The sequence below is a fragment of the Chitinophaga sp. Hz27 genome (assembly GCF_042263525.1).
GTDB lineage: Bacteria > Bacteroidota > Bacteroidia > Chitinophagales > Chitinophagaceae > Chitinophaga.
Map to the genome: position 1 here is coordinate 481,932 of NZ_JBHKFJ010000003.1, position 24,492 is coordinate 506,423.

The window sequence follows — 24,492 nt, forward strand, 5'->3', positions numbered from 1 at the left end:
TCAGTTGTTGACTTAATGTGAATAACCTGGAATGGTTATCAACCGGCGAGAGCAGCGGCACCGGAAACGATCTCTGTGAGTTCGGTGGTGATGGCAGCCTGACGTGCGCGGTTGTAAGAGATTTTCAGGTTACGCAGCAATTCGCTCGCATTTTCAGTTGCTTTATCCATGGCGGTCATACGCGCACCGTGTTCGGAAGCGTGTGTATCCAGGATGGCCTTAAAGAACTGAGTGTTCAGGATTTTAGGCATCAGCTCAGCTATCAGTACATCTTTCTGCGGTTCGAAGATGAAGTCAGCTTTCAGACTATCTTCTTCATTCTCTACTTTTGCGATAGGCAGGAACTGTTCATTTACGTATTCCTGAACGGCAGCATTTTTGAATTCGCTGTATACGATTTCTACTGCATCATAGGTACCATCGATAAAGCCTTCCATTGCTAAAGCAGAAGCTTCTTTCACGTGTTCGAAGGTAAGGCTGCCAAACATGTTCCAGAACTTAGCATTTACTTTATAACCGTTGTTCAGGAAGTGCTCATAACCTTTCTTACCGATAGGTAATAATTCAACATTCCCTTTCTCAAATTGTTCAGCATATTTATCACGGATAACGCGTTTTGCTGCTTTGATCAGGTTAGAGTTGAATGCACCGCACAGACCTCTGTCGGAAGTAATTACTACGATCAGTACTTTTTCAATCTCACGTTGAGCGGCCAGTGGTGTATTGATATTGCCTTCACTGTTGGAAACAATATTCTGTAACATTTCCTGGAGTTTCAGTGCATATGGACGCATTAAGGTAATGGCATCCTGTGCACGTTTCAACTTTGCAGCACTCACCATTTTCATGGCTTTCGTGATCTGCTGACCAGATTGAATAGATTTGATTCGGTTACGAACTTCTTTAAGCTGTCCGGACATATAATTAAAATCAGTTACGAATTACAAATGATTGCAAATTTCAGAGAATAAGCCCTGGAATTTGGCTGCAAAGGTAAGCATTGCCGCCTTAATTTGAAAATCCGTAGAAACTTTCTTTTAATTTTATTTAGATGACTACAAATCAATCATCTACCTATACAAAATAATTATAACTCTATAGAAGTTCCTAATACTTTCAGGAAAGCAGCGATCCATGCTGGATGTGCAGGCCATGCCGGCGCTGTTACCAGGTTGCCGTCTGTCACCGCTTCGGTCACATTTACAGACACATAAGTCCCTCCTGAAGCTGTAACCTCCGGACCTACCGCAGGATAAGCTGTTAGTTTACGGCCCCTTACCACATCGGCAGCCGTCAAGATCTGGATACCATGGCAAACCGCCGCCACCGGCTTATTATTGGTAAAGAAATGCTTTACCAGCTCCAGGACATTTTTATTAAGACGCAAGTATTCCGGCGCACGGCCACCAGCTATCACCAACGCATCATAATCACTGGCAGACAAGTCGTTAAACGTTGCATTGAGTACAAAACCATGACCCGGCTTCTCACTGTATGTCTGATCACCCTCAAAATCATGAATCGCTGTTTTTATCTTGTCGCCAGCAGCTTTATCCGGACAAACAGCATACACTTCATGCCCAATCATCTGGAGCATCTGGAATGGAACCATTGTTTCGTAATCTTCTGCATAATCGCCTGTCAGTAAGAGAATTTTCTTTTGTGCCATGGGTTAAATTTTGAGATGTTATAAAAAATAAAGCTCCTGAAGATAATAAATTTCGCAACGGCATTTTACCGTCTGGCAATAGATTTAACAACTTCATAAAAAACTATTATGCAATCGGTTGAATAAATCAAGATCATTTTATATTTTGGGAGTCTATTCCGTTAATAGTTATGAAAAAGATACTACTTGTATGTGGCGGTGTCCTGCTGATGTCAGGTACCCTACTGGCCCAGAAGGCCAATAAATCCGGATGGCATGACCTCTTTAATGGCAAGGACCTCAAAGGCTGGAAACAGCTGGGCGGCGCCGCAGTCTATGCTGCTAAAGACGGAGAGATTGTTGGTACCACGGTGATGAATACACCAAATTCCTTCCTCTGCACAGATAAAGATTATGGCGATTTCATCCTGGAACTGGAATTTAAGCTGGACAAAGAGTTCAACTCCGGCATCCAATTCCGTAGCCAGAGCAGGCCTGAATACCAGAATGGCCGTGTATTTGGCTACCAGATGGAAATTGATCCTTCCGATCGTAAATGGAGCGGTGGTATATATGAAGAAGGTCGTCGTGGATGGCAATACCCTATGGAGTACAATCCTGCAGGGCAAAGCGCCTTCAAAAAAGATGGCTGGAACAAATATCGTATCGAGTGCCGTGGTAATGAAATGCGTACCTGGGTAAATGGCGTTCCTACTGCCCACCTGGTAGATACCGCACTGCCTAAAGGTTTTATCGCCCTTCAGGTGCATGCTATCGGAAAAACTGAAGCTGATAACGGCAAGAGTATTCACTGGCGTAATCTTCGCATCATCGAAAACCCTGCTGCCAGCCAGTATTCGCCATATGACAATATCTACGTGGTAAACAATGTGGATAACACTGTTTCTCCGCAGGAAAAGAAAAATGGCTACCAGCTCCTCTGGGACGGTAAAACATCCAAAGGCTGGAGAGGCTATAATCAAAAAGGCTTCCCTGAAAAAGGCTGGACAATTAACGATGGCACCATTACCATCCATTCCAGCGATGGCAACGAAGAAGGTAGTGGCGGCGACATCGTTACAGATAAAGAATACGGTGCCTTTGAAATGGAATTCGAGTTTAAACTGACCCGTGGTGCTAACTCCGGTGTGAAATACTTTGTAAAAGAATCTTACGACACTAAAGGTAAGTCGGCCATAGGCCTGGAATACCAGGTATTGGACGATGAAGTTCATCCGGATGCCAAGCTGGGCCGCGATGGAAATCGTACCCTGGCTTCACTTTATGACCTGATTGCCAGAAAACAGGAAAAACGCGCAATATTACCAATTGGAGAATGGAATAAAGGTCGTATTATTGTGTATCCAAATAATCACGTGGAGCACTGGCTGAATGGCTTTAAAGTGTTGGAATACGAAAGAGGATCCCAGAGCTTCAAAGATTTGGTAGCTATTAGTAAATACAAAAATTGGAATAACTTTGGCCTGTGGCCGGAAGGTCACATACTCTTGCAAGATCATGGTAATGAAGTGTCTTTCAAGAGCTTACGCATTAAAGTTCTCAAGTAAAAATATTTTATCTTTTTTTTCATTGTTCACTGTTCTAAATAAGCATTCCGATTCTTCGGAATGCTTTTTTTATTTTAACAGAGAGATTTAATCCTGCTAAACCATTCATAAATGAAATTACTTCCACTGAAAGTCGGTATGGTAGCCATAGGCGCCCTACTTGCCACTGCCTGCAAACAAGGCAATCCACAGTTGAATGCAGACAAGCTCCATGACCTTTCTGCACGTTACTACGATGAAAGCATGGCGCTGAACCCTATTCAGGCCACTTTCTACGGTGAAAACCAACACAATGGCGAATTAGCCATCGACATTGCCGATAGCTGGCGTACCAAAACAGATACTATCTACCGCCGCTACGAGGAAAACCTGAAAGAAATTGACCCAAGCCAATTGAGTCCCAATGATCGCATCACTTATGACATGCTGCAAAGGGAACTGGCTATCAATAGAGAGGGCTTTACCTTTCACGATAACCTCATGCCGGTACAACAGTTTACCTGCCTCCCTATCACACTCGCACAGTTAGGCTCCGGCAGCTCCGCACAGCCTTTCAAAAATCTGAAAGACTACCAGAACTTCATGCAGCGTATGCAGTTATTCGCCGTATGGACAGATACCGCCATTGCTAATATGCGCAAAGGTTTCAGCATGGGCTATGTACTTCCGAAAGCGCTGGTACTCAAAACCATTCCGCAGCTGACAGATCTGGCAAAGAAAGACAGTAATAATATATACTATGCACCGCTGAAAAGCATTCCTGATTCTATTGGCGCTGCCGACAAAACCAAGCTGGTAGCAGATTATACCAAAGCTATCGAAGAATACGTATTGCCTAGCTACTCCAAACTGGAGCAGTTCATGCAAAATGAATATCTGCCTAAAGCCCGTACCAGCAGCGGGATAGACAGCCTGCCTGATGGTAAGGCTTATTACAATTATCTGATTAAATACTGGACTACTACAAACAAAACACCAGATGAAATCTTTGCTCTTGGTGAAAAAGAAGTAGCGCGTATCAGGGGAGAAATGGAAGCTATTAAAACCAGTACTGGCTTTAAAGGCGATTTACCAGCTTTCTTCGAATTTGTACGTACTGATAAGCAGTTCCATATTTTCTCGACACCAGGCGCTATCCTGGATTCATTTAAAGCGATCGAGAACAAGATCATGCCAGGTGTAAAACAGATGTATGGTCATCTACCTAAAACTAAATTCGAAATCAGACAAACGGAAGCTTTCCGCGCGGCTTCTGCCAGTGCAGAATACCAGCCTGGCGCTCCTGATGGCAGCCGTCCAGGCATCTTCTATGTACCTATCCTGGATGCAAAAAAATTCAGTTATATAGGTATGGAATGTTTATTCCTGCATGAAGCGATTCCTGGTCACCATTTCCAGATGTCGCTGCAAATGGAAAATGACAGTCTGCCTAAGTTCCGTCGTTTCGCCTGGATAGGCGCTTATGGCGAAGGTTACGCATTGTATTGCGAAAGTCTGGGTAAAGAGCTGGGCCTCTATACCAATCCATATATGTATGTTGGCCGCCTGAGTGATGAAATCCATCGCGCTATTCGTTTAGTCGTTGACGCTGGTATGCATGCCAAAGGCTGGACCCGTGAGCAAGCTATCAAATATATGATGGATAATGAACCAGTATCAGAAGCAGAAGTAACAGCTGAAATCGAGCGCTATATGGCGATTCCAGGTCAGGCGTTATCTTATAAAATAGGAGAATTGAAAATCCGTGAGCTGCGCAATAAGTATACAAAAGAGTTAGGTGATAAATTCAAACTTTCTTCTTTTCATGATGAGTTACTGAAAGATGGTTGTGTGCCATTATCTGTGTTAGAGGATAAGATGGCGAGATGGGCAAAAGTCCAGTAGCTAACGCTTAGCGTGTGTTACAGGCAATTGCAAAGCATTTAATTATCTTCACAAGCCATCTAATTTTTGAAGGCAGTCTCTATTTAACAGAGACTGCTTTTTTTGTATGCCTACTTATCTACCTATCTACTTAACATTTCATTAAAACCCTCTCCCACAGCCAACTTCAGTTTTACTACAGGATGATTTAACAGTAATTAACTAAGGAGGATGAACAAATACTAACTTCTGGCATTGCGTTCGCATTATCCTAGTCAAACGATCATCATATGAAAAAGGCAATAATTCTTTTCGCAGCAGTAATATTAGCAGGAGTAAGTATCAACAGAAGTAATGCCCAGGTGAGTGTTAACATTAATATCGGCAGTCAACCTACATGGGGACCAGTTGGATACGATTATGCCCAGTATTATTATATGCCGGACATCGATGCATATTACAATATAGCTAACAGACAGTTTGTATACCTGGAAAGAAACCGTTGGGTGTTTGCGCCTAGCTTACCAGGATACTTTAACTACGACCTTGACAGAGGTTATAAAGTAGTGATCAACGAACCTAATCCTTGGATGCGCCCAGATGTGTATCGCGCCAGGTACGCAGGTTACAGAGGTTGGTATGGTAAACAGGTCATCATTCGTAACCGTTATGACAATCATTATATGGCGCCTAGCCGCATACAGGATTACAGGATAGAAAGAAGAGATGACAGAAGAGTATATAGTGACCGTGATAATCGTGGATGGGGTCATGACGACAACCGCTGGGGCCGCGACAACCGCGACAACCATAACGATGGAAACAGATTTAATGACAGAAGAAATGACAGAAACAATCGTTGGCATGATTAATAACTCTACTCTTTAAGATACATCACAGTGCGATCATGCACTTTGATGTATCCTTTACCAGACAAGATTTCTAAGCAATATCATAGTATAAAAATAAAACGGCCTTCTCTTTAATTAGAGAAGGCCGTTTTATTTTTCGTATAATCATTAGCGTTAGTGTAATGTAACTGAACCTATGTTAGTCACCTGACCAATGGTAACATTTACATTGAGGAGCGTGGTATCTTTCAGGACACCATTTCCGGCCACAGCTACGTTGTAAGCGCCTGCGTTTAATCCAGCTACAAGGAATGCACCTGTAGCATCAGGGATGGCGGTTCCAACAGTATCTGTATTCTGAATTACAAATACACCACTGGTAGTTAAAGGAGGAAGGATAATGCCTTTGATAGATCCGCTGGTAGCTTGCGTATAAGAGCGGATTACCGGTTTAAGATTAAACTTACCATTTCCGGTGGCAACTACAGATTTGTTTGCATCGAAATCAATCCAGAGGCGATAATCAATGCCAGCAACGAGAGTTGCATTGATGTTTAATTTCAAACCGGATTGCTGTGCAGAAGGAGTTTGGAGTGGATAGCTTGTACCACCTATAACCACGCTGTTGTTAGCGCCGAGTAACAGTCTTATTTGCGAAATTTTTCCTGCAGGAATATCAGTGGCAGCCAGTAGTGTATCTATTCCATTTCTGAAATTGAGCAGGTTATAAACACCTGGTCTGAGGATATGCAGCGATTGCCATCCATTGGTAGAATCGGAGGTGCTGTTCACCATTACATCCTGGATATCTACATTTACAGCGTCGTAAGGCGAAGGTGCATCCGTTAGGTAAACACTGAGTTTTGTGGTGCCTGAATTGTTGTTATCATCTTTGGAGCATGCAGAAAACAGTGTAGCAGTTGTGGCTAACGCCGTCAATGCGGCGAGGAAACGATTTTTCATGTGTACGGTTAATTTTGAACGAATTTTAACAAATTCTATGCCCCATTATATTATCGTAAAAATAAATGCGAAACTTATTTACATACAGAATAAATAAATAGTTTTCTATATACATTTCTTTTCAAACAATATTTGGGTGGCACTGTTTTAGCATTACAACTAAAAAATGAAAGCATATGAAAAAGGGAATATTCTTTCTGCTAGTGTTTTTTTCTTTGGGTGTTATCTCATTACCACAAGCTAATGCTCAGGTAAACATAAGCGTGAACATAGGAAATCAACCTTTATGGGGACCAGTGGGGTATGATTATGCCAGTTATTATTATTTTCCGGATATAGATGCTTATTACAGTATTCCTAAGCGACAATTTATTTATCTCAACGGCAACAGCTGGGTATGGGGTAATAGCTTACCGGGCCGATATAAATACGATTTGGAGAGAGGATATAAGGTGGTGATCAACGAACCGAATCCATGGACAAGGGCCTCCTATTACAGGAATGAGTATGGTAGATACAAAGGTCAGTATGGCCGTCAGACGATCATCAGAAATAGTGATGATCCAAAGTATTACAAATGGAATGGCAGGGGCCCTAAAGGAAATAACGGGAATAATGGAAATAATGGAAATAACGGCCGCGGACATGACAATAACCCGGGACGTGGGCATGGACATGACGACAATGACCAGGGCCACGGAAATGGAAATGGAAATGGGCACGACCACGGTCGAGGTCATGATCACAGATAATTTCAATCTGATATCTGACATAGGTAGTCTTTCAGGGACTGGGAGCGGGTACATAAGTACCCGTTCTTTTTTTGTCAATGAATTTTTTTGTAAAGTTTTGTCAGGCAGTTTCTTTGGGTAGGATTATTTCGTATTTTTATAAGGCAGTTCCATCACTATTTACAGCTAACATGATCCAACATGCTGAAGCCGATTGAGTAAGTGGCTTTTGTCAGTGTTTGGGCAGCAATTCTTCCTAAATAGGAAATCATCAATTGTCTTTTTAAGGCGTAATGATTCACCATGCTGCTGCAGGATATGTATTAGAAGTTTGACCTTTATTTTTCTCGTTATGAACCAACAGTAAACTATTTTATGATTGCATAAAAACCTGCTGCTATGTTTGATAATACCCTGGCATTTTGCCGCGCGTTACCAGCTGTTACCACTGAAATAAAGTGGGACAATGAACTGCGTTTATTTGTAGGAGAGAAACTATTTGCCATGCTTGCTATGGACGAACCACACCGAATTTCTTTTAAGTGTCAGCCGGCTTCTTTTCATCGTTTGATTGCACAACCAGGTATAGTACCGGCGCCGCATCTGGCGAGATATCATTGGGTACAGTTAAAACAGGATGATATTTTACCAGCCACAGAACTGGAGGAATATCTCCGCCAGGCCTATGAATTGGTTTTTGGCAGTTTACCTGAGCCTGAAAGACGCAATATACTTGAGCATGTGAATGCCTGATAGCGATTTATTTCAGTAGGTTTATTTATGCAGCAGCGTAAAGAAGATATCGTATAACCCAAATAGAATGAGTGTCAATGCGAAAAGTTTCTCCAGCAGCGGCGTTTTCATTTTCACTGCAGTTTTAGCTCCCAGGTAAGAGGCAGGAAAAGCGGTGAGCGACAGCAACAGCGCAATATTCCAGTCGATATGTCCCAGATACCAATGCGTAACAGCACCCGGAATAGATAGGATAGCCGATAATACTACTGCGCAAGCCAATGCCTGTTTGATAGGCATTTTCAATTGTTTGATAAAGAAGGAGCTAAAGAGAATACCACCGGCATTTGCTAATAGCCCGGCCAACAAACCTATGCCCATGGCGGCGCCCATCAGTTTACCTGCAGGAACGGCTGCTTGCATGGGTGCATCGCTGGTAGCGGTGTTTTTCTTTTTCATGAAGGAAAATAGCAGTGAACAGCCAATACCAACAATGAAAACAGCCGTTAATATCATCAGTGTTTTTCCTGGCAACAGGCTACTGAACCAACTTCCGACAATGGTGGATGGAACCGCAATGATGGCGCTCAATAGGATTACACGCGTATTAAAAAGCTTTTCTTTTCTGTAAACAGCGGTGGCTGAAAGTGTGCTGGTGATCGATGCCGGGAGTGGTGATGCCAGTGCAAAAAATGGAGCTACTCCAGCGAAGATCTGTAGGGCCGGTGTGCTGATAGCACTGCCGCCTTTGCCCAATAAACCTGATAAATAGCCTACGATCAGGCCAATAATGAGTACGGGCAGATAGTTAGATTGTTGTAACAAAAAGTCCATTAAATAATCTTTTCCTCCCTTCATGGCGGAGGATGGTTGGTTTCTAAAAAAATTACAGGTAAGACAAATTTAGGGGATAGTCATTCCGTAGAAAAATAATATCGATAACTAAAAGTTATGGGCAATAACTTATTATTATATTTATTTCTAGTCTATAAACAGAATAGGAATAAGGGTTTTAAGGGATTAGGCACTTTTTCTTTGGGGTATTATTGCGTAGATGGCGATTGACGGAAAGATAATGTTTTTGATATTGATCTGCTGTATCTACCTGGAGGATTCCGGCCCTTCGGGCCGGAGGACATAGCCAGGTGATATCTGTAGAACTTACTTATACTTTTGGCGCCCAGCCTTTTTCGTAATCTCTGCCCCAGAATTTCATGGCAGCAGCATCGCCAAGGATATGACCATTTTTAGGGTCCGTATGCAATACACGACCAGTACGCTGTGCGATATTACCCAGCAGACAAAGTAATGTGCTGCGGTAACCGATGTTAATTTCGGAGTTCAGTTTTGCATTCCCGCGGATGGAATCCAGGAAGTTCTGAATATGGATAGCATCGAGGAATTCGCCAGCAGGGCTCACGGTATTGGTTACACTACGTTGCTGATCTTTGTCCATTTGTTTTACTTCCTTGATGACTTTATTGCTGATATCCACAATTTTGTAGGAGTCGCCGCCAGTATTATAAAGTGCGCCTTTAGTCCCGAAAATAGTGAATCCGCGGCCACTGCCTTCCAGGTTGAATGGATGACAGCTACGGCCTTCCCAGGCAATTGCTTTACCTCCTTCAAATTCGAAGTTGAGTGTTTGGGTATCTGGTGTTTCCCAATCATCTGGCGGATATGCATACCGGCCACCAGCAGATGTTACCTTAGTTGGGAACTCAACACCCAGGAACCAACGCATACAATCCAGTTCGTGTGTGGCGTTGTTGCAAGTTTCGGAAGTGCCCCAATGCCAGCGCCAATGCCAGTTATAGTGAACGATATTATCTAAGTAATCTTTGCGTGGGGCAGGGCCTTGCCAGAGGTCCCAGTCGAGCGTAGCCGGCACTGCTATCTTCTTACCAATACCAATCGGTTTTCTATCATTAACATACCATCCTCTCGCATAATAAACCTCTCCGATAATCCCCTCTTCGCGAACTTCTTTCACTGCTTGTTGCAGGTTGGGCCAGGAGCGGCGCTGGTTTCCCATTTGCACATGTCGGTCATATTTTGCAGCGGCAGCCACTAATAATTCACCTTCGTGGGGATTATGGGCACAGGGCTTTTCCACATATACGTGCTTTCCGGCAGCAGTGGCCATGATGGCTGCAGGCGCATGCCAATGGTCAGGAGTAGCCACTATGAGGGCATCAAAATCTTTTTGCTCGAGGAGCTTACGTATATCCCTGATAACGGTAGGTTTACGTTCCTGTGCGCCAGCAACGGCTTTCATACCTTTAGCGATGGCGCCATCTTCTACATCGCAGATATAGCCTATTTCAGCACCAGGAATTTTAGCCGCCGTTTGTGCGAGCCAGTTACCACGGGAATTAACCCCCATTACTCCCAATACGATTTTATTGCTTGGTGCATTTTTACCAAATACCGGAAAGTTCAAATGGGTCAGTCCTGCGCCCAAACCTGCGGCAGTACCGGTTTTAATAAAATCCCTTCTTTTCATAACGGAAATATTGTGGTTTAAGTTTTTCTATGGTCGTAGGTGGATTGCATAGGTTTTCTGCTCTCTGATTTCCCAAATAGCAATCGGTTGCATGAAAATAGAGAAATAATTAAGCAATCATAATTTTTTTTGACTGGTGGAGAATATTAACGCTGCTGGTTATCGCTCGTCAATGTTTTCCACATTACGCCAAATACATCTGTTGCAAGCAGGGATTCTTTGCCGGAAGGTTGATTAGTAATAATGACTGGATGCAGGGCCGCATCTTTTTCGAGGCGTCCGTGAGAGCCCTTGATCAGCGTGGCATCCAGTGGAATAACGCTCATCAGGTAGCGGAAGCCCAGTTTTTTCTTCAGCAACTGGAAGGCTGCTTTTAGTTTGACAAATGGATTTTTAGGGTCCATAAACATCTCCACAGGATCATAGCCAGGTTTCCTGAAGATTTCTACAATACGTGCGAAATCAGGCGCTTTATTATCGTCCAGCCAGTAATAGTAAGTAAACCAGCTATCAGGCGCTGCTACCAGCACCAAATCGCCACTGCGGCTATGATGCAGATTATGTTGACGTTTACCTTCTCTGTCGAGCACCAGTTCAATGTCGGGATGTTTTTCCAGCATATCTCTGACTTTTTTATAACAGGAAGGATCGTTGAAGTAGAGATGCGCGATTTGGTGATCGGCTACTGCAAAGACTTTAGAGGCGCCGGCATCAAGGATTTCGAGGCCACGTTCCTCACGGATAGCCAGCAGTCCTTCCTGGCGCAGAATACGATTTATATCTACTGGTTTGGTTGCATTGGATATACCGTATTCAGACAGGATGATAATCTCTGTCTGTTGATCTTCATAATAACTGATCAACTGCTTTAAAACACCATCAATTTCTAATATCTCCTTCTTGTTGCGTTCCATATCCTGTCCGAATTTTTGCAGACAATAGTCCAGATGTGGCAGGTAGATGAACGTCATTGTTGGATTGTACTTCTTATCTGTAAAGATGGAAGCATCGGCGATATATTGGGAAGATTTGATACTGGCGGTTGGGCCCCAGTAGTTGAATAGCGGGAAAGTGCCCAGCTGTTCCCGGAGTTCATCCCTCAAGCTGGAAGGCGTGGTATAGCAGTCGGGAACTTTACGGCCGTCTGATAAGTAATTAGGGCGAGGAGTGAGTGAGTAATCGACGTTGGCGTACATATTATACCACCAGCACATTTGCGAAACGGTGAAGTCTGGATTTATCTGTCTGGCTTTATCCCAAATTTTTGGTGCATCTACCAACTTATTGGATTGCTTCCAGAACTTGATTTCGCAATCGGTACGGTCATACCACCCGTTGCCCACAATGCCGTGTTCCGCCGGCCATTGACCGGTAAGATAAGTGCTTTGTACCGCAGTGGTGACGGCAGGCAACATAGGCTGTATGGTAGCCAAATGATGGTTTTCTGTATATGCCTTCAGGAAAGGCATATGTTTGATCAGCGATGTGGATAAACCTACCACATCGATAACTACTGTTTTTCTCATAGATTCTTTGGCCGTTGCTTAATTGACATAAAGCTATAATTCAGGCTTCACAATTCCAACACCTGTTTCACCCACTGTAATTCCCTGGAAATAGATTCGCTCATTTCCAATTTCAGCGCTGGTGGCAATACCTCCCAGGTATATGTTTCCACTTCGAGGTGATTAGTAAAGGGTTGTTGCTGTTGTAGTTTCAATACTTCCCGAATATCCGATTGTGTAGATTCCAGCACTTCATATCTCTCTAAAAAAACTGGTACATGAAAATGGGAACGCCATTCCCGGACATGTGGATTATCCTGGTCTTCAAATGCCTGTGGTAAGTCTGGATAATGAATCAGCGATCCGGTATCTGTTCTGGCAATTACCTGATGCAGGTATACCGGCTCCATAAACTGGCGGAATGCGTCGAGGACAACTTTTCGTTTATCCGTTTCCGTTGGCATATCAGCTTTTAGTGCTGCGCTGAGTTGAACTTTGCCTATTTTAATCCCATATGCAGCCATCTGGTCGAGTACTTTCGCAGGTTGTTCATATACCAGTGCAAAGTGGCAAACGTCGTAGCAGAGCTGTATATGGTCTCTGATCATTTGCGCAGCAGTGGATTCATCTACCCGGAATTTATCTTGCAAAAAGATAATACCTACAGGCATCAGTCTATGTAGATACCAATCCAGGAACTCCGCTGTATTTTCCAGCAGGCCGTCTGGTTCAGGTTCTATATCTATATGTATCAGTGGGCCACCGCTGCGTTTGATGCGCACTAAATGTTCCACAACGAGCAACAGGTTTAACGTTGCGCTTTCTGTCACGGAATTTTTCTCTTCTTCACAGCGATTGCACCAGTATTTATAGCTAAGCGGAGAAGTGGAAATGCCACCTTCCATGCCGTATGGTAGCAGTGTTGACAGCAGCCGGGAAAGGCGGATGGTGTAGGCGACACGATCGGCACTGGTCCAATCGGGGGCATGTACCTGGTCTTTCACCACTACATCATGAAAGCCGCCGTAAGGGAATCCATTCATGGTAAATACGTAGCAGTCGTGCTCTTTCAACCATCGCTGAAAAGCGCGTAAGTTCTCTTCTCTGGCCAGTTCGAGGCTAGCGGTATTCGACAACCGCAATCCAATACCAAAAGGTTTATCAGGAGAAATAGCTCTTTTAACAGCAGGTATATTTGCTTGTAATTGTTTAAAATGGTCGCCCCAGTTTTCGCCGGGATGTATATTGGAGCAATAGGTAAGCTGTCCGTATACTGTTTGCATAACAAGATGTTTAATACTGACTATTGCAATTTTTTGCAGATAGCAGCGGCTTCATAGAGTTTATCCACATTCATTTCATGTACTTCTTCTCCTTTTCCTATGGAGCGGAGCAGAGATATGGTGAGTTGTCCACCGAGGTGTTCGCGGAATTCTTCCAGGCCGGCGATAACCGGAGAGTCTTTTCCTGCCTGCTTTTCCAGCAGTGGATGCCATACCGGCAGTTGCATATCTTTTAATACGCTTATGATTCTTTTCATATCAGCTTCAGACAACCAACCTAACAGGTAAGAATATACGCTATCAAGTGCAACGCCGATGGATACAGCTTCGCCGTGGCGGAGTTCAAAGTTTGTAAGTTGCTCCAGCTTATGCGCGCTCCAATGGCCAAAGTCGAGCGGTCTGGAGGAGCCGCTTTCGAAAGGATCACCGCCACCGCCGATATGCTGCATATGTAATGCGGCACAGCGGTAGATCAGTTGCTCCATATCGTCCATATTACCACCACTTAATGCTGTTGCTCTTTCTTCCATCCAGTTAAAGAAGGCAGCATCTTTGATGAGGGCTACTTTAACTGCTTCCACCATACCTGAGTTCCAATCGCGTGCATGGAGCGTGGTCAGGAAGTGGCTGTCGTTGAAAACCGCCTGTGGTGGAGCAAAAGCACCGAGGAAATTCTTTTTCCCGTTGAAGTTGATACCGTTTTTCACACCTATGCCTGAATCGTTTTGCGATAAAACGGTAGTGGGTATACGAATATGTTTAATGCCCCGATGTGATACTGCAGCCACGAAGCCGGTAAGGTCGAGCAGGGAACCGCCACCGATACCGATAAGAAATGAGTGTCTGTCTATGGCGTATTTATCAATTGCATTTACCAGAGAGAGGAAAAGGGGCAGATCGTTTTTCACACTTTCTCCACCGGTAATGGTAATAATTTCCGGCACCAGCTGGAAGCCATTTACCTGGCGGAGGTAGGAGCCGATCTGTTGTGGCAATTCAGGATAATGAGCGGCCATGCCTGCATCCAGGATGACCAGTAATTTCTTCTTATAAGCCTTTACAGCCTGTGTTTCCAGGTAGTTTCTCAAACAGTCATTTGCTGGATCGAACAGATGGGAAGTAAAGTGTACCTGATAGTTGAAGTTGACATCAAAGTTCTGTAGTATGTTTTCCATGGCTAAACGTCTAACGATCTTTCTGAAAATGTAAGCCTTTAAATGTACATAAAATATTGCGCCTGTGCAGGATTTTCTCGAGGGCGACTTCGACGCTTTCCATTTCACGTCTCTACTGAGTAGAGACGTGAAAAAATAAACGCCGCAGGCGTTATTAATTAGGAAAAAAAGCAGATCTTTACAGCCCCGTAAATGAATTGCAGCGGGGATCAGCTTTGATATTTGTTTTTAGCAGTTATGTAGTGTGCCCCAATAAATTACCCCATTAACCGATGGTTTATCCACACCAATCTTGTAAAAAGCAAACGCGTATTTAAAGGACAGTAACCAGTAGAACCAACAGGCGGGTGCTATGCACAAGCAACTTATGTTCATATGTTTATGTCTGGCCCTAGTTATGGTCGGAACAGCGGGTAGCCTACCCCGTCAGGACAGCCTATTGCGTCGTTTGCAACAGCAGCCACCAGGACAGGAAAGGGTGTATACGCTGTATGAGTACGGAGAATCGCTGTTGCCCGATAATATTCCATTGGCCAATAAATACATGATGGACGGGCTTACCCTTAGCATACAGCTAGGATCGAAAAAAGGTATTGCCGATTTTACCGGTTATTATCTGCATATCCAGCAATTGAGGGGAGATAATCTGGCTGCGCTGTTTATGCTACATCATGCATTAAAGGTATATGCCAGTATCGCAGATACGGCAGGACTTATTGCAGCTAACAACAAGCTGGGAAATATATATCTGCGTATAGACAATCACGTTGCCGCCGCCAATCATTTTAACACCACCCGACTGCTGGCAGCTTGCAGGAATGATAGCTTTCTGCTGTATAGCATCCAGAATGAGCTGGCGGCTATCCACATCAGTGATGGACAGCACAAGGAAGGCTTCCGTGAAGCATGGAGTGCCTGGCGCTATTTTGCCAGAAACCATATTAACCGCGGCATGGCCTCGGCATTGTTGAATATGGGCGATGCCACGTCCAGGCTGCAAATGCCAGAAACAGCGGCCTTGTTTTTTGATGCCGTTATACAGATAGGGAGACGCACAGGCGACAGCACCTATGTATTGGATGCCTTGCTGCATCATGGCGAAAGTCTTGCTGCAGGAGGATTTTCGGCCCAGGCACTGAAGCAGTATGCACAGGCATATGACATATCCCAACATTATCCCGTACCTGATTACCTGCTATCCATACAAGCAGGATATGCCAACGCATTGTTTCAGACGGGCCATTATACCGCTGCTGCCAGCATGATACAGCAGGCAATAGGACTAAGTAAACTGTATGTTGCCGGCGATGAGCTGCAACATGCTTTTTTGGCGGCATCAGAAATTGCGCAGGCCCTCGGAAAGCCAGCAGCAGCGCTGCAGTGGCGAAAGGAATATGAGCATGTACATGATTCATTAAGAAACCTTAATACCGGCAGTATTGTGCAGCAACTACAGCTGCAATACAATATTGAAAAGAACGATCACCTGATCACGCATGCCAGCTTGCTCGCTGCACAAGAAAATATTCTTTTCCAGCGATATAATTTATGGGGCATCATCATAATTGTCATATTGACTATTATAATAACCGGACTATTATTTTACCGCTGGAAGTTAATTCAGCAGGCAAGGTTGAAACTGATGCAATTGCAGGCGGAGGAGCATAACAGTAATATCCGGCTGTTATCGGCCATGATTGCGGGAGAAGAGCAGGCGAGGATATTTCTGTCGAAAGCTTTGCATGAAAATGTGGGCAGCATGATCAGTGCCGCTAAAGCGGAGATATTGGCACTACAAGCAGGACAAGCAGCTTTACCAGGGCCAGGAGCCTATCATGAAACGATGGATATGCTGGACAATGCCGCTGTGGAAGTAAGAAAAACTGCACAGATGCTGATGCCTGAGATACTTTCCAGGCAAGGACTTGCTGCTGCTTTAGGATTTTATTGCCGAAATTTTCAACATAGCAGAAAATTATCTTTCACCTATTATTGTTCGGGAGAAAGCCAAAGATATAAGGCCAGCTATGAATTATCCGTATATCGTATCGTGCAGGAGTTGATTAGCCAGATACTGCGGCATTCGCGGGCTACGGCAGCACAGATGCAGCTGACGTTACAACCAGGTAGCGTTACTATCAGCCTGGAAGATAATGGTATTGGCTTTCAACATCAGCCGAGTTTACAGGATGCCGTTTGTTATCGCAACTTACTGTTGAGGATAAAAGCTTTTTATGGCGTGTTTAGTTTAGATACTTCAAGGGAGCGCGGCACCAGTGTCTATATTACATTTCAGGTAAATGACAGCTATGTGATTGTTTAAAAAATAAGTTTTGTTATTAACGCGTTTGTTTTCTTTTAAAAAATCAACTGCCTTCAGCAGTTGATTAGACCATCTGCCTGTATAGCAGTGGATTTAACGCTATCCAGCAAACAAGCGTATCAATTAAATATGTTAACCCTTTTTAAGATTTGTGAAGATGCAAGTTAAAATGATTATCGGATTACCATCATCAGAAGAGATGAAGTTTTCACGTACCGTAAGACGATTATATCCGCGTGTACGTATTGTGAATTTAATGGAGTTTGAACAGGAGGCTATAGTAAAGGAAGCTGCGCTACCAGTATCAGTAGAGCCGTTAACGTTAGCGCCTGCGAGGCATCCAGTTGAATTAACGAAGAGAGAAGAAGAGATCCTACGGCTGATTGCAGAAGAATATACCAGCCAGGAAATAGCGGGAAGATTATTTATCAGTATGCGTACAGTAGAGGCCCATCGATTAAATCTGACTCAGAAATTAAATGTAAGGAATGTGGCGGGATTGGTAAAAGAGGCGATAAGGCGGGGCTTAGTAAAATGATAAACAGCAGCCACCAGGTAATACCTTGGTGGCTGTTGTATTTAATGACATCAGGTCACAGCAAAGAGTTTCCCTAACCCCATGGATATTGGGAGTAATAATAGTACGGCAATCGCGAAAGCGGGTTGGGCAAATACAGCCACCCATGCGGCATTCATCACGATAAGCGCGATGATACCACCTTTTACGGCTTTACCGATATTAGGTCCTGAAGGATTTTTCATTGCAGTTCTTAAGGGTCTGTTTACCATCACGATAAAGAGGAGGATAAACGGAGCGGCCCAGATACGTTGATGGAGGAAAGCCATGGCTATCATGGCAACATATACTGCGGCATATCCAGTAGCGCTGATACGCATATTTTTGGCATTGCCGCCATGTACTTCTCCTCTGCTGATATTTGTAATAGCAGCGATATAAACTACTGGTATGATTCCCATCCACCAGTATTGGTCGAGGGCAGCAGGGACAACGCTGATACCTAGGAGCAGATTGAGTCCACGGCAAAGGCCCATATTTAATGGTCCCCAAAATGCATTATGTTTTCCCCATTTGTCGTAAACGATGGCGGAGATGGTGATGCCGATGGCCAACCATCCGGGGGCACCGGCAAGGTGTCCTACAGAAAAGGCGCCCAGAATACCTACCAGCAGGAGATATGCGCCGAGAATAATAGCTTGTGTATAGGAGATAACTCCACTGGGGATAGGGCGTTCGGGCCTTTCTTCCGCATCCAGTTGAGCGTCGAATACGTCGTTGAGAACGACGCCACCACCGTAAAGTCCGACTGCTGCCAGGCAGAGGCAAATTACCGGAAGTGTGATTTCCCATGTCACCGTCTCAAAACTCACATTGAGAAAATAGCCTGAAATAGCTACACCAGCCAGTACGTCTGAAATAGCAGTGATTATATTGGCCGGCCTCATGAGACGTAGGTATCCTAACAATTTACTTGTAATATAACTCACCTCAATAATGGATTTTCATGGTCTCAGGCCGATACATGTGTATGTACAGGGCTTTACCGGATGATGGTTGTATTTTTATTGATTCTTGGTTGTTGCCCTCCACGTAAAACAGTACTCCCATTGAATTTTTCACTTTGATCTGTAGCAATTCCAAAATCGGACTCATTTATCTGGCCACTTTGGGCAAATGCCCTTACAGCATTGGCGTAAGTTACCAAATGAATATCATTCGAGTCAATACCACTTTCGTGCATCAATGCTGCTGTTTTAGGAACAGCTAATGGGTCGCTGATACCCCAATCAGCAGCTGAGTTAACCATTATTTTCCGGCTGCCATATTGTTTAACAATATCCACCATGCGTTCATTTCCCATTTTGGTAAAAGGGTAAATGGTGAATGCTGCCCAGAAGCCTCTGTCCAGTACTTCTTTCACGGTTTCTTCGTTATTATGGTCTACGATGACCATTTGTGGATCAAGGCCATGTTCGATGGCAATATCCATGCTACGGCGGGTTCCCTGTTTTTTATCGCGGTGAGGCGTATGGATTTGAACGGGCAATCCAGCTTCCTTGGCTAGTTCCAGCTGCGCGCGATAATATTTTTCTTCTAGTGGTGTTTGATCATCGAAGCCGATTTCACCTACGCCTACTACGCCTTCTTTGTAGATAAATTGAGGAAGAATTTCCATGACAGCTTCGGCAAGTTTTTCATTATTGGCTTCTTTGGAATTGAGTCCGATGGTACAATAATGTTTGATACCGAATTGTGAGGAGCGGAACCTTTCCCATCCAACGAGGCTGCTGAAATAGTCGCGGAAGGAGTCTACACCGGTGCGTGGTTGTCCGAGCCAGAAGGCGGGTTCAATAATGGCGACGATGCCTGCATCAGCCATGGCCTGGTAATCGTCGGTTGTCCGGGAGGTCATGTGTACATGCGGGTCAAAAAATCGCATGCCTTTAATTTTATCTAGATAGGCAGGGTGGTGAGTTAATGGCTGCAGATCGTGTTCTGTCAAATCATGAATGCCGCACATAAAAAATAGTTTTAAAGTTGGATAAAATGTTGGTATTGTCTGGTTATTGCAGGGATATTTTTTGAGCGATGGTATTCCAGGATATTGTACCCTGGCTGATTTCCTGGTTTATTTCAGGCGCCTGGGCCAGCAGTTCTTTGGCGGGCATATAATTGCTTTGGCTGCAAACGAGTGCTGCTGCTTCTTTTTCGACGTTCAGGGCTGAATTCCAGAGCCTTGAAATATCCGAAAAGTTGCCCTCATTCAGGAATTGGGATAACAGCTGCCATTGCAGTGGGTTTACAGACCTGCCAGCAGCCTGCCTTTCATGGGCGAAGTCCACGATGATGGCGGCCAGTGTGGCATTTGCCCTATTACTGAGACCATAAATATATTGCAAAGGTTTGTCTGTAAAGATGGCTTTCATTACCAGCTGATTCCATGCGGCCTCGGGGAGGTATTGGGCAGGGTAAGGATTACGTACCATAATAGCTTCCTGAACGGGGCCAATGTTTGAGCGTATGCCTTCAGCAGTCCTTGCCACCCATTCTTCGGGATAGGCGAGTAAAGGAAGCGCGCTGTAGAGCGTGGCCAGTTCATTCATTTCGGCACCGTTGAAAAGGTTTTCTACCTGTTGGAGATAAAACGATTTATCATCTGCCGGTAAAAGTAATAGCCACCATGCGCGGGCGAGCCTATCTAACGTCCAATCATATACGAAAAGCTCAGGTATTTCTTTTTGTAAAGCGTTGGCCGTTTCTTCTGAAACGGACACGGGTTGTTTGCCTATAAAACGTGGAATAGCGGTGAAAGTGAGGAGATACTGCTGCATGGAATTGTCGGATTCCTGTATCTGGCGGCGTTTTTCCAGCCATAGACGGGCATTCTCATTACCTTGTTCCTGCAGGAGCTGAAATAACAGCAGGCTCACTTTCCCCAGGTCATATACATAAGCGGTCACTTCAAACCTATTTATTGGTGCAAAAAATATATCACACTAAAAATAACCAGATAAGTGGTATTTCCACAGCCTGGCAGGCAATTTTATGATGGATGGTAGCGTTGGAGGGGGTATAAAATAAAAGAGAGGCAATACTGCCTCTCCTTCCGCCATTCTAAAGCCTGATTATTCATCAGGATATCTTAAATATCTTTTACAGGTGCATGACAGATGGCGTCTGCCAAATTGCAACCAGGTATAACATCTATGGAAAAATACGGGCAAAAAACAAAAACGACGATGATCACATATCACCTATGAAAACTACTCTTTCATAGCGATGCCCGGTATACTTTAATGGACTTGGAAGTTAAATACGGCTGTAATATACATATTATTCTATTTCTCTTCCAAATCTCCCGGGGATTTTTTGTTATTATTAAGGATGCTTTAAGGTGTTCCGGAGAAGTATAAATGGCTGATACTCCTTCCAGTTAGGCTTTAAATCTTCCTGAATAATAAAACCTTTTGCATAATTTCCTAGTATGATATCCACATCCCCATCTTTATCTACATCGGCTGCATCCATACAAATCCAATGTCCTTCACTTTCTATGGGAGGTGAATATGGTGTAAAATTAAACGCATTATCTTTTCCTTCAAAAAAAATGAATTTCTCGGAAGGATTATTTTTCAAATCTGCGAAGAATGCAATGGTCGCAATATCTACTTTGCCATCCTGATTAAAGTCGCCAGCGATCGCTTTCGTACAGCCGTTAACGGGATAGAACCAGGCTTGCTTATATTCGTTATTTCCTTTATTTTCAAAGATATACACACCGTGATAAGGCTTCAGGATCATAGAATAATCCGCATTGTCGCCACAGGTATATACGATATCCTTCTTCCCATCTCCATTCATATCTATTAGCTGAAAACTGGTAGAACCATACATGGGCGGGAATTCCAGCAGCTGTTTATTCGAAAATCCGCCTTTATGATCGTTCTCAAATAACCAGATTCCTTCTTTGGCAGCGGCAAACAACACCATCAGATCAGGCCAGCCATCCTTGTTAAAATCGTCCACCACGGCGTGTATAGCCCCTGGCAATTCCAAAATTGGATGCTCATCATATTTCCCGGTAGGTAATTTTTTTAATAAATATAGTCCGCCAGTGTTATGACCAAATGAGCAACTAATCATGTCCATCAATCCATCCTTATCAAAATCCGCGGTAAGCGTTTGAACGGGTCTTTGTAAAAATGCTTTTAGGTCATGTGGCTTAATATCAACTGTATTTATATCCAGTTCAGAAATAACACCACTAGGTTTATCTACGGCACGCATATCACCAATTTGTGTAAGGAGTGCTTGTGACTTTCCTGCGCTATCTTTTCTAAAACTTATATCTACTACTGGTGATAAGCATTTCCAGCTATTGGAAAGTTCCAGTTTCTTATTCCATTGCACCAGCGTATTTTCATAACCATCGCTGGTATAAATATTTCCGGAAGATGTATCTGCAGATACCAATGTTGTGGAAGCCAGCGTAGTATCCTTTATTACCGGCGTTACAAGCTCAAAACCTGCCCAGCCTTTCTGGATAGGATAAGGGGCTTTAGCTGGCGTCAGTTTGTCTGGCGCATTGCTCGTATAATATTCTACGATTGCTTTCCATTCCTTGAAAGGTATTTGTGCGGGCTTATCACCAGGCATGGGAGGAAAATATTCCTTTTCGCCCCAGACGTTTACGCCTAGTCGGCGGGCCATATTTGGCAGTACATGATCCGTCCAGGTAATTTTATCCAACATAGAAGGATCTACCGGGAGGTGACAGCTTCCACAGTATTTGTCGGCAAGTTGTTTGGCTTTCTCTTCTTTGGTTTGCACATGACAAGCGCTGAAAACGGCGAAGGATGCAGCGGAGATAAAAATTAGTGCGAGGCCCCATTTGTGGAATCTTGGTTGAGCTGACATTGGCAATAAGTAGTTTTTCGGGTAGATCTAAAATAGCAAATAAGAATTTAAAAAATAAATGCAGCGGAAATAATCCGCTGCATTTATTTACATGTATGGCAAGTATGAAAAACTAAATTAGTATCCTCCGTTTTGTGTCAGCACAGAGGTAGAACCTTTGGTAGAGAGGTCGATCTGTCTTTGAGGGATAGGGAAGTATTCGTTTCTGCCTTTTTTGTATTCCGAACCGGTCAGGTCAGAAGTGATAGTGGTTTCGTAATCATAGAATTTCTTCATTAGATCAGCACCATCATCCCAGCGGCCGATATCGAAGTAACGATGGCCTTCTGTTGCCAGTTCCAGTTTACGTTCGAACTTCACTGCTTTGAGTGCCGCAGCAGCGCTGGCAAATGCACCTGCAGGATATTCGCCGATTACATAGTTTGCTGCCATTACGTTACTGAAACCACCCATTGGTTTGGTATCATCTACATATTTATGCAGCCAGTTTTCCGGATGGTCGATCATTCTGTGACGCACTCTGTTGATCAGCAATCTTGCTGTTTCTCCATCTCCTGTTTGCGCGGCGCATTCAGCAGCCATTAACAGTACATCAGAGAAACGGATCACCACTACGTTGATCGCAGATCCTGGCGCCCAGGAGTGTGCATCTTTATACAAACTCTGGTTAAACTGCCAGTAGATCATTTTTTTACCAGCGTAAGGTCCGGCTGTATTTTGCTGACGCACCCAATCCATACCAGGATAAATACCCCAATCGTGATAAGGAATACCACGGCGGCCAACGGTCCAGTCGAGGCGAGGATCCAGGTTACCAGCATCTGGTGTAAACGGATCGGCAGATTTAATACCCATATCACTTTTTACAGCATGTGTATTATAGTCATCTACGTAAGGCAGGCCGTTAACATCTGTACGATAAGAGTTTACCAGGTCCTGTGTAGGCTGGAAGAAACCGCAACAACCAAAAGGGCTGTTATATGGATAGTTCAACATATCACCGGCATTGGCGTTGGTGATAGTGTTGGTACCATCGTTCGCCACCATTTGGATTGCAAATACTGACTCTGGGCCATTTTTAGTAGCGGCATCGAAGTTATTTTCGAACCTTGGCTCCAGGTCATATTTTTTACCATTGGATGTCTGGCCATTGGTGATCGCTGACTGAAACAGTGGTAATGCAGTAGCATACTGTTTTTGATAGAGATAACATTTAGCCAGATAGATCTGTGCAGCCCATTTATTTACTCTTGCTATGTCGCTCTGTGTTTCAGGGAGGTTGTTCATAGCGAAGGTGAAGTCGGCGATGATGTTAGGCCAGATGTCTTTATCATTTGGCTGTAACATATCCGTGGTACTGTCAGTGATCCAAGGTACTTTATTGAACATTTTCTTCAGGTCAAAATAATAGTGACCACGAAGGAACCTTGCTTCTGCTTCTACCTCTTTCTTTTGATCAGCAGTCATGTCAGTAGCTTGCTTCATGAATTTGAGGGTATTATTACAACGGGTAATACCTTCAAATACTGCTTTCCATTTTGCGTTGAGGAAGGTGTTGGTGGCTGATTCCTGACCAGTTGCGATGGCGTTGATATCTGGTTGGTCAGTACTTTCAGAACCTTTATGTGCATCGCCGCCAGCAACGCTACCATACACCCAGTTGGTTGGGGAAGACATCCAACCACTACCAGTACCGCCAAGGGCGGAGGTTCCAGGTGCCTGGCCGTCTAACGCGGCATAGGCACCAACAAGCAGATAGTTTACACCATCTTTGTTAGCAATAATTTCTTCGGTGAGCGCACCGTATGGAGGACGTTCCAGGAAGGACTTTTTGCAGGCAGCAAACATTCCGGCTGCCAGCAATAATGCGATACCTGAATATGCAATCTTTTTCATCTGTTTCAATT

The 24,492-nt window shown here is 44.0% G+C and carries 20 protein-coding genes; 7 read left to right on the forward strand and 13 right to left on the reverse strand.

Annotated features, from left to right (window positions below):
- Window positions 1-38: 38 nt before the first annotated feature.
- Complete coding sequence (gene atpG / locus ACE38W_RS08770; RefSeq protein ID WP_375830141.1) at window positions 39-920, reverse strand: ATP synthase F1 subunit gamma; 882 nt, start codon at window positions 918-920, stop codon at window positions 39-41.
- A 167-nt stretch (window positions 921-1,087) separates the two neighbouring features.
- Window positions 1,088-1,669 carry a DJ-1/PfpI family protein gene (locus tag ACE38W_RS08775; protein ID WP_375830142.1) on the reverse strand — a complete coding sequence of 194 codons (582 nt, stop codon included), beginning with the start codon at window positions 1,667-1,669 and terminating at the stop codon, window positions 1,088-1,090.
- A 170-nt stretch (window positions 1,670-1,839) separates the two neighbouring features.
- Here ACE38W_RS08775 and ACE38W_RS08780 point away from each other — a divergent pair, with 170 nt between their 5' ends.
- The 3 genes from ACE38W_RS08780 (at window position 1,840) to ACE38W_RS08790 (ending at window position 5,951) form a co-directional block, all read left to right on the forward strand.
- The gene (locus ACE38W_RS08780) at window positions 1,840-3,216 is read left to right on the forward strand and encodes a DUF1080 domain-containing protein (protein WP_375830144.1); all 1,377 of its coding nucleotides are present in this window, start codon (window positions 1,840-1,842) and stop codon (window positions 3,214-3,216) included.
- 111 nt (window positions 3,217-3,327) lie between these two features.
- Window positions 3,328-5,100, forward strand: a complete 1,773-nt coding sequence (locus tag ACE38W_RS08785; RefSeq protein ID WP_375830146.1) for a DUF885 family protein — start codon at window positions 3,328-3,330, stop codon at window positions 5,098-5,100.
- A 269-nt stretch (window positions 5,101-5,369) separates the two neighbouring features.
- Window positions 5,370-5,951 (forward strand): hypothetical protein, encoded by a 582-nt coding sequence (locus ACE38W_RS08790; RefSeq protein WP_375830148.1) that lies wholly within the window; start codon window positions 5,370-5,372, stop codon window positions 5,949-5,951.
- A 153-nt stretch (window positions 5,952-6,104) separates the two neighbouring features.
- On the opposite strand, the gene ACE38W_RS08795 is transcribed toward ACE38W_RS08790, so the two are convergent.
- On the reverse strand, window positions 6,105-6,893 hold the full coding sequence (locus ACE38W_RS08795) for a DUF4382 domain-containing protein (protein WP_375830149.1): 789 nt from the start codon (window positions 6,891-6,893) through the stop codon (window positions 6,105-6,107).
- 176 nt (window positions 6,894-7,069) lie between these two features.
- Here ACE38W_RS08795 and ACE38W_RS08800 point away from each other — a divergent pair, with 176 nt between their 5' ends.
- Both ACE38W_RS08800 and ACE38W_RS08805 read left to right on the forward strand, forming a co-directional pair.
- Complete coding sequence (locus tag ACE38W_RS08800) at window positions 7,070-7,645, forward strand: hypothetical protein (RefSeq protein ID WP_375830151.1); 576 nt, start codon at window positions 7,070-7,072, stop codon at window positions 7,643-7,645.
- Between the two features lie 378 nt (window positions 7,646-8,023).
- Window positions 8,024-8,377: an MmcQ/YjbR family DNA-binding protein gene (locus ACE38W_RS08805; RefSeq protein ID WP_375830152.1), complete on the forward strand. Its 354-nt coding sequence runs from the start codon at window positions 8,024-8,026 to the stop codon at window positions 8,375-8,377.
- A gap of 21 nt (window positions 8,378-8,398) precedes the next feature.
- Here the strand turns inward: ACE38W_RS08805 and ACE38W_RS08810 are convergent, their stop codons facing one another.
- The 5 genes from ACE38W_RS08810 to ACE38W_RS08830 form a co-directional block, all read right to left on the reverse strand.
- Entirely contained in the window at window positions 8,399-9,214 is an 816-nt protein-coding gene (locus ACE38W_RS08810) for a sulfite exporter TauE/SafE family protein (protein WP_375830153.1), read from the reverse strand.
- A 307-nt stretch (window positions 9,215-9,521) separates the two neighbouring features.
- Window positions 9,522-10,862 carry a Gfo/Idh/MocA family protein gene (locus ACE38W_RS08815; protein ID WP_375830154.1) on the reverse strand — a complete coding sequence of 447 codons (1,341 nt, stop codon included), beginning with the start codon at window positions 10,860-10,862 and terminating at the stop codon, window positions 9,522-9,524.
- A 146-nt stretch (window positions 10,863-11,008) separates the two neighbouring features.
- Window positions 11,009-12,388: an alkaline phosphatase family protein gene (locus tag ACE38W_RS08820; RefSeq protein ID WP_375830156.1), complete on the reverse strand. Its 1,380-nt coding sequence runs from the start codon at window positions 12,386-12,388 to the stop codon at window positions 11,009-11,011.
- Window positions 12,389-12,435: 47 nt separating this feature from the next.
- On the reverse strand, window positions 12,436-13,650 hold the full coding sequence (eboE, locus tag ACE38W_RS08825; protein ID WP_375830157.1) for a metabolite traffic protein EboE: 1,215 nt from the start codon (window positions 13,648-13,650) through the stop codon (window positions 12,436-12,438).
- 20 nt (window positions 13,651-13,670) lie between these two features.
- Window positions 13,671-14,825: a 3-dehydroquinate synthase gene (locus ACE38W_RS08830; protein ID WP_375830158.1), complete on the reverse strand. Its 1,155-nt coding sequence runs from the start codon at window positions 14,823-14,825 to the stop codon at window positions 13,671-13,673.
- Between the two features lie 397 nt (window positions 14,826-15,222).
- On the opposite strand from ACE38W_RS08830, the gene ACE38W_RS08835 reads away from it, so the two are divergent.
- Window positions 15,223-17,148, forward strand: a complete 1,926-nt coding sequence (locus ACE38W_RS08835) for a hypothetical protein (protein ID WP_375830159.1) — start codon at window positions 15,223-15,225, stop codon at window positions 17,146-17,148.
- A gap of 157 nt (window positions 17,149-17,305) precedes the next feature.
- Window positions 17,306-17,686 carry a LuxR C-terminal-related transcriptional regulator gene (locus tag ACE38W_RS08840; protein ID WP_375830161.1) on the forward strand — a complete coding sequence of 127 codons (381 nt, stop codon included), beginning with the start codon at window positions 17,306-17,308 and terminating at the stop codon, window positions 17,684-17,686.
- A gap of 50 nt (window positions 17,687-17,736) precedes the next feature.
- Here ACE38W_RS08840 and eboC read toward each other — a convergent pair whose 3' ends face one another.
- The 5 genes from eboC to ACE38W_RS08865 form a co-directional block, all read right to left on the reverse strand.
- The gene (eboC, locus tag ACE38W_RS08845; protein WP_375830162.1) at window positions 17,737-18,612 is read right to left on the reverse strand and encodes a UbiA-like protein EboC; all 876 of its coding nucleotides are present in this window, start codon (window positions 18,610-18,612) and stop codon (window positions 17,737-17,739) included.
- Window positions 18,613-18,707: 95 nt separating this feature from the next.
- Window positions 18,708-19,607, reverse strand: coding sequence for a TatD family hydrolase (locus ACE38W_RS08850; protein ID WP_375830164.1), 900 nt, complete (start codon window positions 19,605-19,607; stop codon window positions 18,708-18,710).
- Window positions 19,608-19,731: 124 nt separating this feature from the next.
- Window positions 19,732-20,628: an EboA domain-containing protein gene (locus ACE38W_RS08855; RefSeq protein ID WP_375830165.1), complete on the reverse strand. Its 897-nt coding sequence runs from the start codon at window positions 20,626-20,628 to the stop codon at window positions 19,732-19,734.
- A gap of 418 nt (window positions 20,629-21,046) precedes the next feature.
- Complete coding sequence (locus ACE38W_RS08860) at window positions 21,047-22,585, reverse strand: FG-GAP repeat domain-containing protein (RefSeq protein WP_375830166.1); 1,539 nt, start codon at window positions 22,583-22,585, stop codon at window positions 21,047-21,049.
- 117 nt (window positions 22,586-22,702) lie between these two features.
- A complete protein-coding gene (locus ACE38W_RS08865; protein WP_375830168.1) occupies window positions 22,703-24,481 on the reverse strand; it encodes a RagB/SusD family nutrient uptake outer membrane protein in 1,779 nt (592 codons plus the stop codon).
- Between the last annotated feature and the right edge of the window lie 11 nt (window positions 24,482-24,492).

Coding starts and splice junctions, on each gene's coding strand:
- eboC (WP_375830162.1), bottom strand. CDS start 18,612: ATGAGGCCGGCCAATATAATCACTGCTATTTCAGACGTACTGGCTGGT.
- ACE38W_RS08835 (WP_375830159.1), top strand. CDS start 15,223: ATGGTCGGAACAGCGGGTAGCCTACCCCGTCAGGACAGCCTATTGCGT.
- ACE38W_RS08775 (WP_375830142.1), bottom strand. CDS start 1,669: ATGGCACAAAAGAAAATTCTCTTACTGACAGGCGATTATGCAGAAGAT.
- ACE38W_RS08805 (WP_375830152.1), top strand. CDS start 8,024: ATGTTTGATAATACCCTGGCATTTTGCCGCGCGTTACCAGCTGTTACC.
- atpG (WP_375830141.1), bottom strand. CDS start 920: ATGTCCGGACAGCTTAAAGAAGTTCGTAACCGAATCAAATCTATTCAA.
- ACE38W_RS08810 (WP_375830153.1), bottom strand. CDS start 9,214: ATGAAGGGAGGAAAAGATTATTTAATGGACTTTTTGTTACAACAATCT.
- ACE38W_RS08790 (WP_375830148.1), top strand. CDS start 5,370: ATGAAAAAGGCAATAATTCTTTTCGCAGCAGTAATATTAGCAGGAGTA.
- ACE38W_RS08800 (WP_375830151.1), top strand. CDS start 7,070: ATGAAAAAGGGAATATTCTTTCTGCTAGTGTTTTTTTCTTTGGGTGTT.
- ACE38W_RS08865 (WP_375830168.1), bottom strand. CDS start 24,481: ATGAAAAAGATTGCATATTCAGGTATCGCATTATTGCTGGCAGCCGGA.
- ACE38W_RS08840 (WP_375830161.1), top strand. CDS start 17,306: ATGCAAGTTAAAATGATTATCGGATTACCATCATCAGAAGAGATGAAG.
- ACE38W_RS08860 (WP_375830166.1), bottom strand. CDS start 22,585: ATGTCAGCTCAACCAAGATTCCACAAATGGGGCCTCGCACTAATTTTT.
- ACE38W_RS08795 (WP_375830149.1), bottom strand. CDS start 6,893: ATGAAAAATCGTTTCCTCGCCGCATTGACGGCGTTAGCCACAACTGCT.
- eboE (WP_375830157.1), bottom strand. CDS start 13,650: ATGCAAACAGTATACGGACAGCTTACCTATTGCTCCAATATACATCCC.
- ACE38W_RS08815 (WP_375830154.1), bottom strand. CDS start 10,862: ATGAAAAGAAGGGATTTTATTAAAACCGGTACTGCCGCAGGTTTGGGC.
- ACE38W_RS08785 (WP_375830146.1), top strand. CDS start 3,328: ATGAAATTACTTCCACTGAAAGTCGGTATGGTAGCCATAGGCGCCCTA.
- ACE38W_RS08830 (WP_375830158.1), bottom strand. CDS start 14,825: ATGGAAAACATACTACAGAACTTTGATGTCAACTTCAACTATCAGGTA.
- ACE38W_RS08780 (WP_375830144.1), top strand. CDS start 1,840: ATGAAAAAGATACTACTTGTATGTGGCGGTGTCCTGCTGATGTCAGGT.
- ACE38W_RS08850 (WP_375830164.1), bottom strand. CDS start 19,607: ATGCGATTTTTTGACCCGCATGTACACATGACCTCCCGGACAACCGAC.
- ACE38W_RS08820 (WP_375830156.1), bottom strand. CDS start 12,388: ATGAGAAAAACAGTAGTTATCGATGTGGTAGGTTTATCCACATCGCTG.